13 protein-coding genes and 2 pseudogenes are annotated in these 16,519 nt (G+C 60.4%); 8 read left to right on the top strand and 7 right to left on the bottom strand.

What is annotated here, in order from left to right:
- Positions 1-75: 75 nt before the first annotated feature.
- The 5 genes from J3O30_RS26585 to J3O30_RS26605 are packed head-to-tail and all read left to right on the top strand — an operon-like array spanning position 76 to position 6,330.
- The gene (locus tag J3O30_RS26585; protein ID WP_207584764.1) at positions 76-1,062 is read left to right on the top strand and encodes an ABC transporter permease; all 987 of its coding nucleotides are present in this window, start codon (positions 76-78) and stop codon (positions 1,060-1,062) included.
- A 9-nt stretch (positions 1,063-1,071) separates the two neighbouring features.
- Positions 1,072-2,193 carry an ABC transporter permease gene (locus J3O30_RS26590; RefSeq protein WP_207584765.1) on the top strand — a complete coding sequence of 374 codons (1,122 nt, stop codon included), beginning with the start codon at positions 1,072-1,074 and terminating at the stop codon, positions 2,191-2,193.
- 7 nt (positions 2,194-2,200) lie between these two features.
- Positions 2,201-3,922: an ABC transporter ATP-binding protein gene (locus J3O30_RS26595; protein ID WP_207584766.1), complete on the top strand. Its 1,722-nt coding sequence runs from the start codon at positions 2,201-2,203 to the stop codon at positions 3,920-3,922.
- Positions 3,919-5,130 (top strand): mandelate racemase/muconate lactonizing enzyme family protein, encoded by a 1,212-nt coding sequence (locus J3O30_RS26600; RefSeq protein ID WP_207584767.1) that lies wholly within the window; start codon positions 3,919-3,921, stop codon positions 5,128-5,130. Before J3O30_RS26595 ends, J3O30_RS26600 begins: the two co-directional genes overlap by 4 nt.
- A 12-nt stretch (positions 5,131-5,142) precedes the next feature.
- Complete coding sequence (locus J3O30_RS26605) at positions 5,143-6,330, top strand: mandelate racemase/muconate lactonizing enzyme family protein (RefSeq protein ID WP_207585201.1); 1,188 nt, start codon at positions 5,143-5,145, stop codon at positions 6,328-6,330.
- 65 nt (positions 6,331-6,395) lie between these two features.
- Here the strand turns inward: J3O30_RS26605 and J3O30_RS26610 are convergent, their stop codons facing one another.
- From J3O30_RS26610 to J3O30_RS26640, 7 genes and pseudogenes are all read right to left on the bottom strand, one after another.
- The gene (locus J3O30_RS26610) at positions 6,396-6,968 is read right to left on the bottom strand and encodes an NADPH-dependent FMN reductase (RefSeq protein ID WP_207584768.1); all 573 of its coding nucleotides are present in this window, start codon (positions 6,966-6,968) and stop codon (positions 6,396-6,398) included.
- Between the two features lie 82 nt (positions 6,969-7,050).
- Positions 7,051-7,716 carry a nitroreductase gene (locus J3O30_RS26615; protein WP_207584769.1) on the bottom strand — a complete coding sequence of 222 codons (666 nt, stop codon included), beginning with the start codon at positions 7,714-7,716 and terminating at the stop codon, positions 7,051-7,053.
- A 191-nt stretch (positions 7,717-7,907) separates the two neighbouring features.
- Positions 7,908-8,267 carry a metalloregulator ArsR/SmtB family transcription factor gene (locus J3O30_RS26620; protein ID WP_207585202.1) on the bottom strand — a complete coding sequence of 120 codons (360 nt, stop codon included), beginning with the start codon at positions 8,265-8,267 and terminating at the stop codon, positions 7,908-7,910.
- Between the two features lie 209 nt (positions 8,268-8,476).
- Positions 8,477-9,169: a response regulator transcription factor gene (locus J3O30_RS26625; RefSeq protein ID WP_207584770.1), complete on the bottom strand. Its 693-nt coding sequence runs from the start codon at positions 9,167-9,169 to the stop codon at positions 8,477-8,479.
- Position 9,170: 1 nt separating this feature from the next.
- Positions 9,171-9,548, bottom strand: coding sequence for a response regulator (locus J3O30_RS26630; RefSeq protein WP_207584771.1), 378 nt, complete (start codon positions 9,546-9,548; stop codon positions 9,171-9,173).
- Positions 9,549-9,550: 2 nt separating this feature from the next.
- Complete coding sequence (locus tag J3O30_RS26635) at positions 9,551-10,192, bottom strand: response regulator (RefSeq protein WP_207584772.1); 642 nt, start codon at positions 10,190-10,192, stop codon at positions 9,551-9,553.
- Positions 10,189-13,823: pseudogene (locus tag J3O30_RS26640) on the bottom strand (PAS domain-containing protein). The gene J3O30_RS26635 and the pseudogene J3O30_RS26640 overlap by 4 nt, the downstream one beginning before the upstream one ends.
- 340 nt (positions 13,824-14,163) lie before the next feature.
- Here J3O30_RS26640 and J3O30_RS26645 point away from each other — a divergent pair.
- The 3 genes and pseudogenes from J3O30_RS26645 to J3O30_RS26650 all read left to right on the top strand — a co-directional run bounded on the left by J3O30_RS26645 (position 14,164) and on the right by J3O30_RS26650 (position 15,948).
- Positions 14,164-14,916, top strand: coding sequence for an NAD(P)H-binding protein (locus tag J3O30_RS26645; protein WP_207584773.1), 753 nt, complete (start codon positions 14,164-14,166; stop codon positions 14,914-14,916).
- An 11-nt stretch (positions 14,917-14,927) separates the two neighbouring features.
- A pseudogene (locus tag J3O30_RS33390) lies at positions 14,928-15,008 on the top strand (hypothetical protein); the annotation flags it as partial.
- 169 nt (positions 15,009-15,177) lie between these two features.
- A complete protein-coding gene (locus J3O30_RS26650) occupies positions 15,178-15,948 on the top strand; it encodes an alpha/beta hydrolase (protein ID WP_207584774.1) in 771 nt (256 codons plus the stop codon).
- Positions 15,949-16,519: the final 571 nt, after the last annotated feature.

Here is a 16,519-nt window from a genome sequence, read left to right on the forward strand (position 1 = left end):
CAAGTCTGTCCCCCAATGCCTTTTCGGCCGTCCAGCCGAAGGAGTCGGGGCGGCGTTCAATGCAAGAGACGCCCTATGCTGGTCTTCATCGCCAAACGCTTCCTATGGATGATTCCATCGCTTTTTGCCGTCAGCTTTCTCGCTTTCGTGCTGATCCAGCTGCCGCCGGGCGACTATGTCACGACCTATATCGCAACACTGGCGGCATCCAACGAAATCGTCGATCAGAACACGGCGGCACAATTACGCGAGCGCTTCGGCCTCGGCGATCCGATGCTCGTCCAATACTTCAAATGGATATGGGGCATCCTCTCGCGCGGCGATTTCGGCATTTCTTTCGAATGGCAGCAGCCCGTCTCCGACCTTATCTGGGAGCGCATGGCGCTGACGCTTGTTCTGGCCCTGTCGACATTGATCGCCACTTGGGCGATCGCCCTGCCGATCGGCGTCTATTCCGCTGTGCGCAAATATTCGATCGGGGACTATTTCTTCACCGCCTTCACCTTTTTCGGCCTGGCCGTTCCGTCCTTCCTGCTGGCGCTGGTGCTGATGTATGTCGCGGCGGTCGAATTCGGACAGGATGTCGGCGGGCTGTTTTCGCCCGAATACGAGAACGCGTCCTGGAGCTTCGCCAAGATGATCGATCTCTTCTCGCATCTCTGGCTTCCGGTCATCATTCTTGCCGTTTCATCGACCGCGAGCCTCATCCGTGTCATGCGCGCCAACATGCTCGATGAACTGCCGAAGCCTTACGTGACGACGGCAAGGGCAAAAGGTCTCTCAGAGTTCCGGCTGCTGATGAAATACCCAATGATGATCGCGCTCAATCCGTTCATCTCGACCATTGCCTGGCTGCTGCCCAACCTCATTTCCGGCTCGGTTGTCGTCGCCATCGTCCTAAATCTGCCGACGGCCGCACCTTTGCTGCTGCAGGCGCTGATGGCCCAGGACATGTATCTGGCCGGTGCCTTCGTTCTGCTGATCTGCGCTCTGACGCTGATAGGCTCTTTGATCAGCGACATCCTGCTTGCGCTGGTCGATCCCCGCATCCGGTTGGAATAGGAGCCTAACGTGGCTGACATCACCGTTACAAATATTCAGCCGGATCGCGCCGCCGTCGCATCGCAGTGGCAGTTGATCTGGTGGGCTTTCCGCCGGCACCGGCTGGCCATGGTGGCGCTTGTCGTCACCGTGATGATGTATATCGTTGCCCTGGTTCCCGGCTTCTTCGCCATCAACGATCCGAACCTGCAAAATGCGCGGGCGACCTTTCACCCACCGCAGAGATTGCATCTGATCGACACGCAGAATGGCTTTTCCTTCGGCCCGCATTATTATCCGATGAAGCTGACCCGCGATCCGGAAACACTGGCCGCCATCTTCAAGGAAGACACGACAAAGCGTGTCGACGTCCAATTTTTCGGGCGCGGCTATGAATATTCCGTATTCGGTCTGTTCAAGTCAAACATCCACCTGATCGCCTCGCCCGACAAGACGACGCCGCTGCTTCTCTTCGGCGCCGACAGGCTTGGGCGCGATGTTTTCAGCCGAACGGTGCAAGGCTCGCAGATCTCGTTGTCGATCGGCCTCGTCGGCGTCTTCTTCTCGCTCATGCTCGGTATCGTGCTCGGCGGTATCTCGGGATATTACGGCGGCCGCATCGATTTCTTTATGCAGCGCGTGATCGATTTCGTTCTGTCGCTGCCGACGATACCGATCTGGCTCGCCATGGCCGCGGCCCTGCCACAGGATTGGCCGGCGACGCTGCAGTATATGATGATCACGATCATCCTGTCGCTGACCGGCTGGGCGCAGCTTGCCCGCGTCGTTCGCGGCCGCTTCCTGTCGCTGCGAACAGAGGAGTTCGTCGCCGCCGCGAGACTCGACGGCGTTCGCGAAAGACGCATCATCTTTCGCCACATGCTGCCGAGCTTTGCCAGCCACATCATTGCGTCGATCACGCTTGCGGTGCCGGCGATGATCCTTGCCGAAACCTCTCTCTCCTTCCTGGGGCTCGGGCTGCAGCCGCCGACCATCTCCTGGGGCGTGCTTTTGCGCGAGGCCCAGAACATTCGCTCGATCGCCACCGCGCCATGGCTCTTCATGCCGGGCTGCGCCGTCGTGGTCGCCGTGATGGCGCTTAACCTTCTCGGCGACGGGCTGCGCGATGCGGCCGATCCGTACAACAAATGAGGCCGGCATGACCGATATCGTTCCCATCGCCGGCAGGCCGCTGCTCCAAGTGAAAAACCTGACCGTCGAATTTCCACTGCGGACCGGCATCTTTCGCGCCGTCAGCGACCTGTCTTTCTCGATCGAACCGGGCAAGACGCTTTGTGTCGTCGGCGAAAGCGGATCCGGCAAGTCGGTGACAGCGCGTTCGATCCTGCAGATCGTCGACGCGCCTGGCCGCATATCCGGCGGATCGATCATCTTGAACGATCAAAACGGCGGCTCGACCGATCTGACCAGCCTCAATCCGCGCGGGCGTCAGATCCGGGCGATCCGTGGCCGCGACATCGCCATGATCTTCCAGGAGCCGATGTCGTCGCTGTCGCCGATCCACACGGTCGGCAACCAGATCGTCGAGGCGCTTCTTCTCCACACCAGGATGAGCAAGGCAGAGGCGCGCACTGAGGCCATATCGCTGCTCAAGCAGGTCGAGATTCCCTCGCCGGAAAAGGCGTTGGATCGGTATGCCTTTCAATATTCCGGCGGGATGCGCCAGCGCGCGATGATTGCTATGGCACTCGCCTGTAAACCTCAGCTCCTAATCGCCGACGAGCCGACCACGGCTCTCGACGTGACGACGCAGGCCGAGATTCTCGACCTGATCGCCCGCCTGCAAAAGGCCAATGGAATGGCCGTTCTGTTCATCACGCATGACATGGGTGTCGTGGCCCAGATCGCCGACGATGTGCTGGTGATGCATAACGGCGTCGCCAAGGAATATGCGCCGGTCGAGCAGATCTTTCATGCGCCGCAAGACGACTATACCCGCATGCTGATCGGCTCGGTGCTGAAGCTGGAGCAGAAGGCGGAAATCCGCCTGGCGCGCGCGCCGCTCGACAGAACCCAAGCGCCGATCCTCGAACTGCGCAACGTCTCGATGGATTTCGGAGAGGTGAAGGCGCTGGACGATGTTTCCATTTCGCTGCTGCCGGGCGAGACCCTCGGCATCGTTGGCGAGAGTGGCTCCGGCAAGACGACGATGGGCCGCTCGATCATGCGGCTGCTCGATCCGACTGCCGGCGAAATCCTGTATCGCCGCGCCGATGGCGACATCATCGATCTGGCGACGGCAAAAGGTCCCACACTGGCCGCCGCGCGCCGCGAATTGCGTATGGTGTTTCAGGATCCTTTCGGCTCCCTCAATCCACGCATGACCGTCTCCCAGATCATCGGCGAGCCGCTGCTCGTCAACGGGGTCGCCAAGGGGCGGGCGCTGGAAGAGCGGGTTTGCCATCTGATGGAGCAAGTTGGCCTCGATCCGAGAGCACGCGAACGCTACCCGCACGCATTCTCCGGTGGTCAGCGCCAGCGCATTGGCATTGCCCGGGCCATCACGCTCAATCCGCGCGTCATCGTCGCGGATGAGGCAACCTCGGCGCTCGATGTCTCCGTGCGCTCGCAGGTGCTCGATCTCCTGATGCGCCTGCAGGACGAACTCGGCCTCGCCTATATCTTCATCAGCCATGATATCGGCGTCATCCGCTACATGTGCGACCGTGTCGGCGTCATGTACAAAGGCCAACTCGTCGAAATCGGCGAGGCGGAGAAGGTCTGCCGTACACCCGAGCACGCCTACACGCAGGCGCTGATATCAGCGATCCCCCGTCCAGATCCGCGTGACCGCGATCATTCCAGGCGTTTCCGCTACGTCGCGCCCGACAACCTCAGGAATGGAAGTTCTCAGAGATGAAGATCACCGGGATCCGGACTTTTCTCATGCATGTCGGCCAGCCAGACCCCTCGAACTGGGCTTCCGATCAGCGTTCCGGTGGCGGCGCCTCCAAGCAATTCGGCGGCACCAGAAACTGGCTCTTTTTGAAGGTCGATACCGACGAGGGTATCACCGGCATCGGTGAATGCTCGGGCTGGCCGCGTGTCGTCGAGACCGCGATCCATGATCTTGCACCCCTCCTCATCGGCGAAGATCCGGCCCATATCGAACGGCTGTGGCAGAAGATGCATATCGCCATGATGGGCCATGGTATGCTCGGAACTGTCGGAGGCGGTGCGATGACCGGCATCGACATGGCCCTATGGGACATCAAGGGCAAGGCGCTTGGCGTGCCTGTCTGGATGCTGCTCGGCGGCAAGGTGCGCGACCGGATACCGATCTATTCGCATGCGAATACGCCCGAGCGCGCACTTGCGCTCAAGGAACGCGGGATAAAGGCGATCAAGTGCGGCGGGGTCGCCGATCCCATTCGCAAGGTCGCCGCGCTCCGCGATGCCGTCGGCGACGACATGGACATTGCCATCGACCTGCATGGGCCGCCGTGGCTGACGCCTGCGGATGCCTGCCGCCTGGTGCGGGCGCTCGAGCCCTATGAATTGATGTGGGTGGAAGATCCAATCGCGCCGGAGAATATCGACGGCTACCGGCGTATCCGCGATGCAGCTTATGTGCCGCTTGCGGCCGGCGAGCGCTCGGCGACCATCTTCGGCGAGCGCGAGCTTATCGAGAAGGAACTGGTCGACGTGATCCAGCCGGACACCGGCCGGGCAGGCGGCATCACCCAGATGAAGAAGATCGCCGCCATGGCCGAAGCCCATCATATTCAGATGGCGCCGCATTCCGGCTCGCTCGGGCCGGTGGCGGAATATGCGGCCTTGCATCTGCTTGCGGCAATCCCGAACGCTCTCATTCTCGAGCGCCTCGACGATGACTGGGACGGCCGCCGCCGGACGATCGTGCCGCATCCGCAACAGGTCGACGGTTTGATCGCCGTTCCCGATGGCCCAGGACTTGGCTGTGATATCGACGAAGCCTTCGTGGCGCGTTTCCCCAGTGCCGGCAACGTCTCGGTGCCGGCAGCTGCCGGCGTCTATAATCCCGGAACCGACAACGAGCAGGTCTACGTGCAGACGCGCGTGGCGCGTCGCAATTATTTCAATCGCTAGAAGGACAGAATGATGAAGATCGACCGCATGCGGGTTTTCATGACCCGCGACAAGGACCGTCCGCGCGTGATCGTCGCGCTCGATACCGATGACGGGCTTACGGGCTGGGGTGAATGCTACAATCACGGGCCGGACAAGGCGCTTCCGCCGCTGCTCGATTATCTCTGCGGATTTTTGTCCGGCCAGGATCCGACTCGCGTCGAGTATCTGGTCAATCTGCTGGTCCAGCAGAGCCGGTTCCCGCCGGGCGCGCTTGGCCTTGCCGCGATCTCCGCGCTCGATCATTGCCTGTGGGACCTTGCGGCCAAGGCGGCGAATCTCCCGGTCTATAAGCTGCTCGGCGGCGAGGTGCGCGACCGCATCAAGGTCTATGCCGGGGTCTATACCGCTCCCGATGCGCCGGCGGCCCGCGACGAATTCGATCGCCTGAAGGAGGGATGGGGGTTCACCGCCTTCAAGCTCAGCCCCTGGCGGATCGACATGCACTCCAATCGCTGGGGCAATGTCGTGAAGGCCTCGGCGGATTATTTCCGCTCGCTTCGCGAAACGGTCAACGACGAATACGAGATCGCCTTCGACGCGCATGCGAAGATTTTCGAGCCGGTCGCCGCTCGCCAGCTCGGCAATGCATTGGCCCCCTACGACCCGCTATTTTTCGAGGAGCCGCTACGGCCAGAAAACATCGAGGCCTGGGGCGATCTGAAGCAGGGCCTTAACTGCACGTTGGCGACCGGCGAGTCGCTCTACAACAGGAACGAGTTCCTGCGGCTGCTGCAGGTCAAGGGCGCCGATCTGATCCAGCCGGATATTTGCGTCGTCGGCGGCATCAGCGAAATGCGCCGCATTGCCACGCTCGCCGAAGCCTTCTTTGTCGGCGTCGCGCCGCACAACCCGATGGGCCCCTTGGCAACGGCGGTCAACGTGCATTTTTCAGCTGCGGCGCAGAATTTTCGTATCCTCGAATACCGGCTGCCGAAGGGCCAGGCCTACGTCTATGGCGGCAACGATATCGAGAAGCGGGAAGGCGAAACCCGTTACGTCGTCGATCCCTATCTACCGAAGGACGGCTATCTCGAACTGCGCCCGGATCGGCCCGGCTGGGGCGTCGAGATGGACGAGAAGGCGATGGAGGAGGAAGGCTATATCCACTGGCAGCGGCGCGTGCCGAAGCGGCCGGACGGTTCTTACGCCTTCGCTTAGAGACGTCTCGAAAATCGGGAACTGGCTGCTGCCGCATGGGGCGGCCAGTTCCTTTTATGTGCCCACTAGGCGTCTTTCGGCAGCACCGAGCGAACCCTTGCGATGAAGACATGGAAGTCCCGCATGAAAGTGCGAAGGAAATCGGCGGTGGTGTCGTTCGTGACCTCGCCGTCATCGGTGATCAGCCCCGGTGTGAACTGGATGTAGGCTTCCGGGGCATTCATCTGGGGAGAGTTGCAGAAACTAAGCACGCTGCGCAAATTCTGCTGGGCGACGGCTGTGCCTACCGCGCCCGGAGACGTGCCGATAACCGCGGACGGTTTGCGTGTGAACGAGTTGGTGCCATAGGGGCGGCTTGCCCAGTCGATTGCGTTTTTCAGCCCGCCAGGTATGGATCGATTGTATTCGGGCGTGATGAACAGCACGGCGTCGACGGTCGCGATTGCCGCCTTGAATGCCTTGCCGGCCGGGGGATAGTCGGCGTCATAGTCGTAGCTGTAGAGCGGCAGGTCCTTGAAGGATATCTCCGACATTTCAAGTTCCGGCGGGGCGAACCGCACCAACGCCTTGGCAAGCTTGCGATTGATCGAGCCCTTGGCGAGGCTGCCGATGAGATAGCCTACTTTATGCGTGGTCATGGCGTTCTCCGATATCACGCATGACAAGGACGTCTTGCGCAAGAATCATAAAAGGGCTCCCTTGTCCTTCGAGCGCACGTCACTAATCACCGACGAAAGTGACCGTCTCGGCGAGCGGGGCGCGGCCCGTATGGGCAGAACTTGCCGCGGGGTCCTCGTAGCCGATCGACATGCCGCAGAAGAGGATGAGCCCGTCCGGGGGTGACAGGACCTCCGCGACCGTCTCGCGAACCTGTGACCACGCCATCTGCGGGCAACTGTGCAGTCCTTCGGCGCGCAGCAGCAGCATGACGGTCTGCAGATACATGCCGACGTCGGCCCATTGGGGTAGGCCCAGGTCACGGTCGATGTAGCAGAACAGAGCGGCGGGTGCGCCAAAGCAGTTCCAGTTGGCGATTGCTGCCCTCTGGCGCGCCTCCCAGTCCTCGCGCGCAATGCCGAGCGCGCTGTAGCGCTCCTTGCCGAAGGCGGATCGGCGCTCCCCGTACGGGGACTTCATCGAGGGCGGATACATCTCGTACTGCCGCGTATCCCAGGCGTCGCCGTGGGCCACGCGCTCGACGGCGGATGTCTTGAGCTCGGCCAGCGTCGCGCCGGTCATCACATAGGTATTCCACGGCTGGATGTTCGATCCTGACGGCGACCAAGCCGCGGCGGACAGCACGCGCTCAAGTATCTCCCTGGCCACAGGTTTGTCTTTGAAACCGCGCACCGACCGTCGGCTAGTGACTGCCTCATATACGTCCATCATCGCCTCCTGCTGACCGTTCAGTTCCTGATGTGGTTGATTATCTCCATTCGCTATGGAGACGTAATCACACCGTGGTCTAGGAGGCGTACATCAAACGTCCATCAGAAACCGATGCATCCGACCTGACGCCTGCAAGATCATCCTCAGCAGAGTCGGAGACCAATCACGAGCGGCAAGAGCGGGGCTCGTCATTTCGTCAGGTGCCCGGCTCGGGCGCTGTCTACCGGGGAGCGATGGCACGATCCGAAGATGTCGGCGAGCGTATCGAGCATCGTCCTGGCCGTGCCGGATTGAAGTGAATAAAAGATCGTCTGGGCAGACCTTCGCGTCTGCACGAGTCCTTGTTCTCGAAGAATTGCCAGATGCTGGGAAGTCGAAGATTGGCTCAGTCCCACTTCATCAGCCAGGACGGTCACGGACACTTCTCCCTCGGTCAACAGATGCAGAATGTGAAGCCGTTTGGCGTTCCCCATGGCCGACAAGAAGTTTGCTTCGATGTCGAATGCGTTGGCTTCAGGGGAGGGCGAGGCTGGTGATCGATCGTACAGGCGTGATCTCCTTTATGAAATCTAAGCCGGGCATGAGGTCATATCCCTGAGCTTTAATTTAGAGATAACGCATGGGTGCCAAGGCGAAACCCATTGCTGGCGCCGCGCCGTCTTTTTCGACGCGAATCGGATACGGCGCGCATCAAATGGACAGGCAGCTGATGTGCGAGGTCGGGTCTCGTCGTTTTGGAAAGGGCCCGGCAAAAAAATTAACGCGAGCCTGTCTGTCGCATTTGCGCGGGCAGCGTCTCCCAGGCCCGGATCAGTTCGCCAATCGAGGCGGCCTCCATCTTGTGCATGACGTTGCTGCGATGCAGCTTAACCGTCACTTCGCTGATGCCGAGATCGAAGGCGATCTGCTTGTTGAGGCGTCCGTGCGCCACTTCGTGCAGAACTTCGCGCTCGCGCTGCGTCAGCGTCTCCAGGCGTTTGACATTGCGTTTGGCGATTGCGGCTTCGGCCCGTCGCTCGGCATCCATCGCAATGGCCGCAGTGATGGCGTCGAGCAGCGTCTGGTCCCGCACCGGCTTGGTGAGAAAATCCACAGCACCCGCCTTCATTGCCTGAACGGTCATCGGGATGTCTCCGTGGCCGGTCAGAAAAATGATCGGCTTGGAAATGCCGTTTTCGGCCAGATGGCTCTGCAGGTGAAGGCCGCTTGCTCCAGGCATGCGCACATCGAGGATCAGGCAGCCGGGGTTTTCCATTATATCGGCATCAAGCAATTCTCGGGTCGAGGCAAAACTAATCGACTGAAAACCCGCCGATAGGATCAACTCCGACAGCGCCTCGCGAACCGATGCGTCGTCATCGACGATAATGACGAGCGGCTCTAACTCTTCACATCTGCCCTGCAATGATAACGGCGCCGATCTCCGCAGCAACGGCTGGTCAACTCTCATGTTACCCTCCATCTCTCGATTGGTATAAAGCGTTGGCGATGGCCGACAGCAGGGCCTGGGCATCGAAGGGCTTGCGGAAAAACCCGCCTGTGCCCTGAGCACGGCCCTGATCGGCTATCTCGTGGCGGCCCGTGATCAGGAATACCGGCAGCTCGGGGCGCGATTTTCTCACCAGGTCACGAAGTTCGAAGCCGTCGATACCGGGCATTCCGATATCGGTGATGAGCAGGTCGAGGTCCGACAGCCCGCTGACGAGCAGCGAGCCCGCCGACGGGAAGCCGCGGGCGACATAGCCTGCCGATTCCAGAAGGTCGCCCATCGATTCAAGCAGTCTTGGATCGTCATCGACAATTGCGACGACATGTCTTGTCTCGTTCATGTTCAATTCCCCCCCACTCGGCGCGAGTGGGTAATCGGTATTTCCAATTTCTCCGCGATCCGCACGAGATCGGCGAGCGACGCCGCCGCCATTTTCTGCATCACATTTCTTCTATGGATCTGCAGCGTAACTTCGCTGATCCCCAATTCGGCTGCTGCCTGCTTGTTGAGAAGACCGCTGACCACGAGCGGCAGCACCTCGCGCTCGCGCGGCGTCAGGTCGAGATAGTGTCGTTTGAGCATATCGAGTTCGGCACGTTCCGATCTCTTCACCCGATCCTGGGCGAGCGCCGCGTGGATTGCTGCCATGAGATCCGCGTCACTGAACGGTTTGGTCAGGAAATCCACGGCGCCGCTTTTGATCGCACGCACGGACGAGGGGATGTCGCCATGTCCGGTAATGAAGACGATCGGCGGATGATCCCCGTCGGCGATCTGTCTCTGCAGGTCGAGGCCGTTGATGTCAGGCAGCTCGATATCGAGGATGAGGCAGGCGGCTACATCCGACTTGTCCGCTCTCACGTAATCGCCGGCGGATTCGAAGGCGATGGCGCGCATGCCATGCGCGTCCATGAGCTCGCTGAGCGCCTCCCGGACACGTCCGTCGTCATCGACGATGAAGACGATATGGTCATCGACCGTCATGACGCCGCCTTCGTTTCTATCGGCAACGTGAAGATCAACGTCGCTCCGTGCGGATTGTTCTTCTCTGCCCACAATCGTCCGCCGTGCAGCTCGACGATCGAGCGGCAGATCGCCAGACCCATGCCCATGCCATTTTCCTTTGTCGTGAAGAACGGCTCGAACATCTTCTCGGGGAACTCGATACCTTGGCCGCGATCGGTGATTTCGGTCTGAATGGCATTCCCCATATGGCGCACGCGCATCCCGATCACCCTGTCGCCGGCGACAGTCTCCATCGCCTCGATGCCGTTGCGGACGAGATTGATCAGAACCTGCTGGATCTGAACGCGATCGATGGCGATGAGCGGAAGGTTTGCATCGACGTCCACGTTCAGCCTGACGCTCCGCCGTGCCGCTTCGTCGGCCATGAGATTGCGGGCTTCGTCGACGACGCCGGCGAGCTTCGTGTAGACCCTCCGGTCTGCGGATTGCTTGAACAGGGCGCGGATACGGCTGACGACATCCGCCGCCGAGTTGGCGTCGCGGATGATGCGCGCGACCGTCCTCTGTGCCCGCTCCATATTCGGCGGTTCCGCCATCAGCCAGCGCTGGCAGGCATGCGAGTTGGCGACGACGGCCGCGAGCGGCTGGTTCACCTCATGGGCGATGGAGGCCGAAAGCTCGGCAAGGCTCGCCACCTGGCTTGCCCGCGCAAGGCCTTCTCGCGCCTGACGCAGATCTTCTTCCGTGCGAACCTCACTGTCGATATCAAGGCAGATGACGTTCCACTGGACGATAACGCCTTCGGCATTGCGCATCGGTGCCGCACGCGTCTCTACCCAGCGATATTCCCCATCGTAGCGCCGCAGACGATGCCGGCGCGCATAGGGCTCGCCAGTGGACAATGAATGGGCATAGTTCTCTTTGACCCCCGCCACGTCGTCGGGATGTACGCCGGCGTCGAGCGTGCCGTCCAGCCGGGTTTTCCCCGTTCCATCAAGCTCTTCGAGCTTATATCCGAGGAAGTCTCGGAGCTGAGGATTGCGATAGACCGGCTCCCCATCGGGCGCTGCACAATCGATCATGGCGGGCAGTGTTTCGACGATCTGCCAGAGCGAACGTTCCCTCTCACGCAACTCCTCCTCGATGCGAAGTTGATCGTCGATGTCATGGGTCAGGCCGTACCATTGAATGATCCGTCCGCTTTCGTCCCTCAGTGGTTCGGCACTGCCTCTGACCCAGCGGTAGACGCCATCGGCGCGTCGCAGGCGATACTGTTTCGAGAAGCGCTCGCCGGTGGCGAAGGAATGCTTCAGCGCCTCGGCCAGACTTTCCGCATCATCGGGATGAATGGCGGCTTCGATGATGGCGGACAGGTTCATGCCGGGCTTGCCCGGGTTTGCAATATCGGGACCGAGAAAATTGATGAGCCGCTGGTTGAAGAAGGTCGGCTCCCCCTCCGCATTCAGACGCCAGAGAAGGCTCGGAACGATGTCGACGAGCTGTGACAGCTCCCGTTCTCGCTCACGCAGGGCCTGTTGCGCACGCACCTCGTCATCGATGTCGATCGCAGCCGCATACCATTGCACGATCGCTCCATTCTGATCCCGCAACGGCTCAGCGCGACCTTCCATCCAGCGATATTCGCCGCCCGCCCAACGCCGGCGATACCGGATTGTGTAGGGCTCGCCGGTCGCAAGCGCGTGAGCAAGCACTTCCCTCATGCGCGGCCCATCTTCTGGATGCACGGTCGCCCCGATGATGGCCGCCGAGCGGCTGATGTCAGGCGTATCCCAGGCCGCGACGTCGTCCACCCCAATGGATTGAAGTGTGCGTCTGCTGAAGAAGGTTGGCTTGCCGTCGGGCGCCATGCGGGCAATGTGCACCGGGACCATGTCCACGAGCTGCGAGAGCTCGCGCTCGCGATCACGCAACGCCTCCAGGGCGCGCACTTCCTCCTCGACATCGAGAGAAACGCCATACCACTGTACGACCGTTCCGTTGTCGTCGCGCCGGGGTTCCACCCGGCATTCCGCCCAGCGGTAGACGTCGTCTTTTTCGCGCCAGCGAAACCGCATGGCGGTACCGCCGCCGCTGTCAAAACAATTCCGCAGCGTGCGCTGGACGTCGGGCGCGTCTTCGGGATGAATCAGCTGCCGCAGCAGCTCTTCGATGCGCGGCGCGCCGAGAGCGTCGAAATTGGCGATGACGGCGCGGAAATGGTCCTGATAACGTTTGTTGAAATAGACCGACCCGCTCGCCGGCTCTACGCTCCAGACGCGAACCGGCACCGCGTCGATCATCTGCTGCAGCGCTCGCTCGCTCTGGCGCACCGCCTCTTCTGCACGGACCTGATCGTCGATGTCGTGGCAAAGGCCATACCATTGGACAATGCTGCCGGCCTGATCCCGCATCGGTTCGGCGCGGCTCGACATCCAGTGATAGACGCCGTCGGCGCGGCGCAGCCGATAGCGCATGGCGAAGTTTTCGCCGGTGGCAAGGCAATGGTTGAGCGCATCTTTGAAACTCGCTGCATCATCGGGATGAATGATTGCTGCGATGACCGCCTCCAATCGGCTCACGCCCGGCCTGTCCGAATCCGCGACATCCAAACCGAGGAAATCGATCATTCGTCTGTTGAAGAAGGTTGGTTCGCCGCGAGGTGACAGACGCCAGACGTGGCTCGGAACCATGTCGACAAGCTGCGAGAGCTCTTGTTCCCGGTCGCGCAACGTCTCAACGCTTTGGCGCAATGTGAGCACGGCCAGCTGATGTTGCCTGGATATGGCGGCGACGATCAGCGCCGAAAATGCGGAGATCGCCAGGAAAAGCTGCAGCATGATCTGCTTGTGTTTCTGGGACTCGGGATCGCCGACGGATTGGCCGGCGCCTGTTATCGTGAAGACGGCCGTGATCAGGGCGAGGAGCACGAGCGATATGGCGGCGCCCTTGAACTCGAAGCGGACCGCGGCCCAAAGAAGGGGGGCATGATGATGTAGGCGAAGGGAAGGTAGCCGCTGAGAGACAGAGCGGCGACACCGAGAAAAATCAGTCCGAGAACGCAAGCCTCCAGCCATTGCGCGGCTGAGAGCCGGGTCTTGCCGCGCCAGTTGTGGACCACGGCGAGCGCCAGCGGCGCGACGATCAGGACGCCGGTTGCATCACCGATCCACCAAAGAGGCCAGGCCGTCACGAAGGATTGCGATTGGATGCCAAACCAGGCAAGCGTCGCACTTCCCACCGTCGCACTCACGACTGGCGCAATTCCGGCGCCCAGCACGACGAAGGCGAGAACTTCCTGCAAGGTTTCCAGCTGCGCCGGCCGCTTCAAGGCCTGATTGATCAGCCATGCCGCGACCACCGCTTCAAGAGCGTTGCCGACATAGATCAGGAAGGCCGCAGGCAGCGGACTGTAGAACCAGATGGCATTGCTGAACAGCTCTGCCAGGAATCCTCCCAGTATCCACCATGGCCAGCTGCGCCTGGAGGCGAGGATGAGCGTAGCGATGAAAAGCCCGCCTGGGGGCCAGATGGAAATACCCGTTCCCGGCACGATCGCAAGCAGCTGGGCGAAGCCGCAGGCGAGCACATAGGCGACGATAAAAAGCGTGAGATAGAGGAATCGGGGGCGGTGCGACCAGACGCTCATCATCAACCGCTCCTGCCGGACGGACAAAGCCGGGGGATCGTCAGCATGTAGTGCAGCACTCGTTTTCGATGTCGGGATCGGCGAGCTCATGATCGAACCGTAACCCCGTGGAACCACAGCCGCAACTCATGGAAATCCATGCATTGCGCGGAGAGGTAGCGTTGCGCCGGGGCTGGATCTTCGGCGCTAACCAGGAGCGGCACGACGTTTCCGTTCCTGGTGGGTCATCCTATACCTTGGATCTGCTCCGCTATACCTAAGACTAAGGCGCCAAGCCTCATGCATGGTGGAAGGGTTTTGACTTTCCGGTCATTGTCGGTCCAATCGATCCGAGGATGCTGACATGAAAATTACCGTGGTGGGAGCAAGCGGTCTCATCGGAACGCGGCTCAGCGATAGCCTGCGCCGGTCCGGCCACGAGGTCACGGCCGCATCGTTGTCGCTTGGCGTCGATACGGTTACCGGTAAAGGTCTCGACGCAGCTATAGCAGGAAACGACGTCATCGTGGATGTGACCAATGCCGCATCCTTCGGCGACAGCACGGCACTGGATTTCTTCAAGGCGTCGACGAAGAATTTGCTCGCGGCTGCGGCGGACGCCGGCGTCGGGCATTATCTCGCGCTCTCCGTCGTCGGCACGCCTCGGCTCGTGGAAAGCGACTATTTTCACGCGAAAATGGTGCAGGAAAACCTTATCCGAGCTTCCAATCGCCCCTATACGATCCTCCGCTCCACGCAGTTTTACGAGTTCATAAGCGGATTGATCGACATCGGTGCGCAAGGCGATGTCTTCCGACTGCCCCCAGCCTTGATCAGGCCGGTCGCAGCCGCGGACGTCGCCGCCTTTCTGGCCGAATTGACCGTCGCAACGCCTTTGGGCGGTATTGTCGAAATCGGCGGCCCAGAACAGTTCGGCATCGATGAACTCGCCCGGATCTATCTGGCCGCGAACGAAGACGAACGGCAGGTGATAACGGATCCGTCCACGTCTTATTTCGGTGTCGAATTGACCGACGACGCGCTGCTTCCAGACGCAGCCGCGCGGCTGGCGGCCGAGACGCTCTCCGCCTGGCTTTACCAATCGATGGCGGATTAGTTCTGCCGGCGATCTGTTTCACTTCGCCGGTGGCGGAATTCACGCCGAAATCCGTTGAGACCCCTGAACTTCGGAGCGACCTCGTGTATCGCCGCCATCGCTGCGCGATCGTCTTTGGACGTTTCTTACCGACCGAGCGAAGTTGACGTTAGCTGGTGAACACGGGACAATCTTCAAATCAAAGTGAACAAGGATGTTGAGGCTTGTCTTCATGAAGAATTGCGAATAATTAAATCGTACACGATATAAAGGAGCTTAATGATGTTGAAGATGTTTGTCGTCGCCGCCGCAATCACCGCCTTTGGCCTTTCCAATGCCCAAGCAGCCGAAAAACCGACGGTTGTACTTGTTCATGGCGCATTTGCCGATGCCTCCAGTTGGAATGGCGTGATCACACGTCTGGAAAAGGATGGATATCCGGTGGTGGCGGTCGCTAATCCGCTTCGAAGCGTCACGTCCGATGGCGATTATGTGCGCAAAGTGGTCGCCGGATTGAAGACGGATGTTGTTCTCGTCGGTCACTCCTACGGTGGCGCAGTCATCAACGAGGCAGCAGCACACAGCGCGAACGTTAAATCGCTGGTCTTCGTCGCGGCCTTCGCGCCCGATGTTGGAGAAACGGCGCTCGCGCTTTCAGGTAAGTTTCCAGGAAGCACGCTCGCACCCACCCTTGCCGAACCGGTTCTGTTGGATGGTGGAGTAAAGGATCTGTACATCAAGCAGGGCGAGTTTCACGATCAATTCGCCGCAGATGTATCTAAGGCGGAGGGCAAGCTGATGGCCGCAACGCAGCGTCCGATCACGGATAAGGCTCTTGGCGAGGCTTCAACTTCGGCGAGCTGGAAGAATATCCCTTCCTGGTTCGTTTACGGCGATGCGGATAAAAACATACCGCCGGCAGCGCTTGGATGGATGGCGGAAAGAGCGGGCTCGAAAGAGACGGTTGTGGTTAAAGGTGCGTCCCACGTCGTAATGGTCTCTCATCCCGATAAAGTTGCGAAGGTCATCGAAGACGCTGCGTCCAACAAATAAGCGGTGCGGTCCCGCGGCCGGATCAACATTGGTCCGGTCGTGGTGTGACAAAAGCTTGATTGCAGAACGATAGCCATCGAACATGCCGCCTCCAGCGTTATTCGTTGCATTCTCCCCCGGTTCGTCGACCGCCCCGCGCAATGATGAGCATAGTCTCGCCCATGGCGCGGGGGATTTGCCGACGATATTGCCTCATGCAGGCCTGGGCGCGGTCTGTGCGGAACGGATGATTTCCATCGGGCGACCGGCCAGGCGCCAGCGGACGCTACACGATTTCCGGCTATCGTCTCGACCTGACCGACGCGAGGTTTTCCGCCCGCTGGCTTCTCCGGGTAAAATTCGATGAATTCATGTGCATAACGACGGCATTGGCCTTGCTCTTCTGCAGCTCGGGTGGGCGCAAATTTCCGCCGATGGGTCCGCGAAACCGCCGGCTTCCCGCGGCCGTTTCGCATGCCTCGACACGCCTTTTGGTTAAGCATTTGTAATTCGGTCACGAATCGCGGCATATAGTAACTGCGCAACTGGGGCGCTTTCGTTCAAAATTGCGCAGTTATTTGGGAAACAGATC

This window comes from Rhizobium sp. NZLR1 (genome assembly GCF_017357385.1).
Taxonomy (GTDB): Bacteria; Pseudomonadota; Alphaproteobacteria; order Rhizobiales; family Rhizobiaceae; genus Rhizobium.

Coding starts and splice junctions, on each gene's coding strand:
- J3O30_RS26585 (WP_207584764.1), top strand. CDS start 76: ATGCTGGTCTTCATCGCCAAACGCTTCCTATGGATGATTCCATCGCTT.
- J3O30_RS26595 (WP_207584766.1), top strand. CDS start 2,201: ATGACCGATATCGTTCCCATCGCCGGCAGGCCGCTGCTCCAAGTGAAA.
- J3O30_RS26600 (WP_207584767.1), top strand. CDS start 3,919: ATGAAGATCACCGGGATCCGGACTTTTCTCATGCATGTCGGCCAGCCA.
- J3O30_RS26605 (WP_207585201.1), top strand. CDS start 5,143: ATGAAGATCGACCGCATGCGGGTTTTCATGACCCGCGACAAGGACCGT.
- J3O30_RS26610 (WP_207584768.1), bottom strand. CDS start 6,968: ATGACCACGCATAAAGTAGGCTATCTCATCGGCAGCCTCGCCAAGGGC.
- J3O30_RS26615 (WP_207584769.1), bottom strand. CDS start 7,716: ATGGACGTATATGAGGCAGTCACTAGCCGACGGTCGGTGCGCGGTTTC.
- J3O30_RS26625 (WP_207584770.1), bottom strand. CDS start 9,169: ATGAGAGTTGACCAGCCGTTGCTGCGGAGATCGGCGCCGTTATCATTG.
- J3O30_RS26630 (WP_207584771.1), bottom strand. CDS start 9,548: ATGAACGAGACAAGACATGTCGTCGCAATTGTCGATGACGATCCAAGA.
- J3O30_RS26635 (WP_207584772.1), bottom strand. CDS start 10,192: ATGACGGTCGATGACCATATCGTCTTCATCGTCGATGACGACGGACGT.
- J3O30_RS26645 (WP_207584773.1), top strand. CDS start 14,164: ATGAAAATTACCGTGGTGGGAGCAAGCGGTCTCATCGGAACGCGGCTC.
- J3O30_RS26650 (WP_207584774.1), top strand. CDS start 15,178: ATGTTGAAGATGTTTGTCGTCGCCGCCGCAATCACCGCCTTTGGCCTT.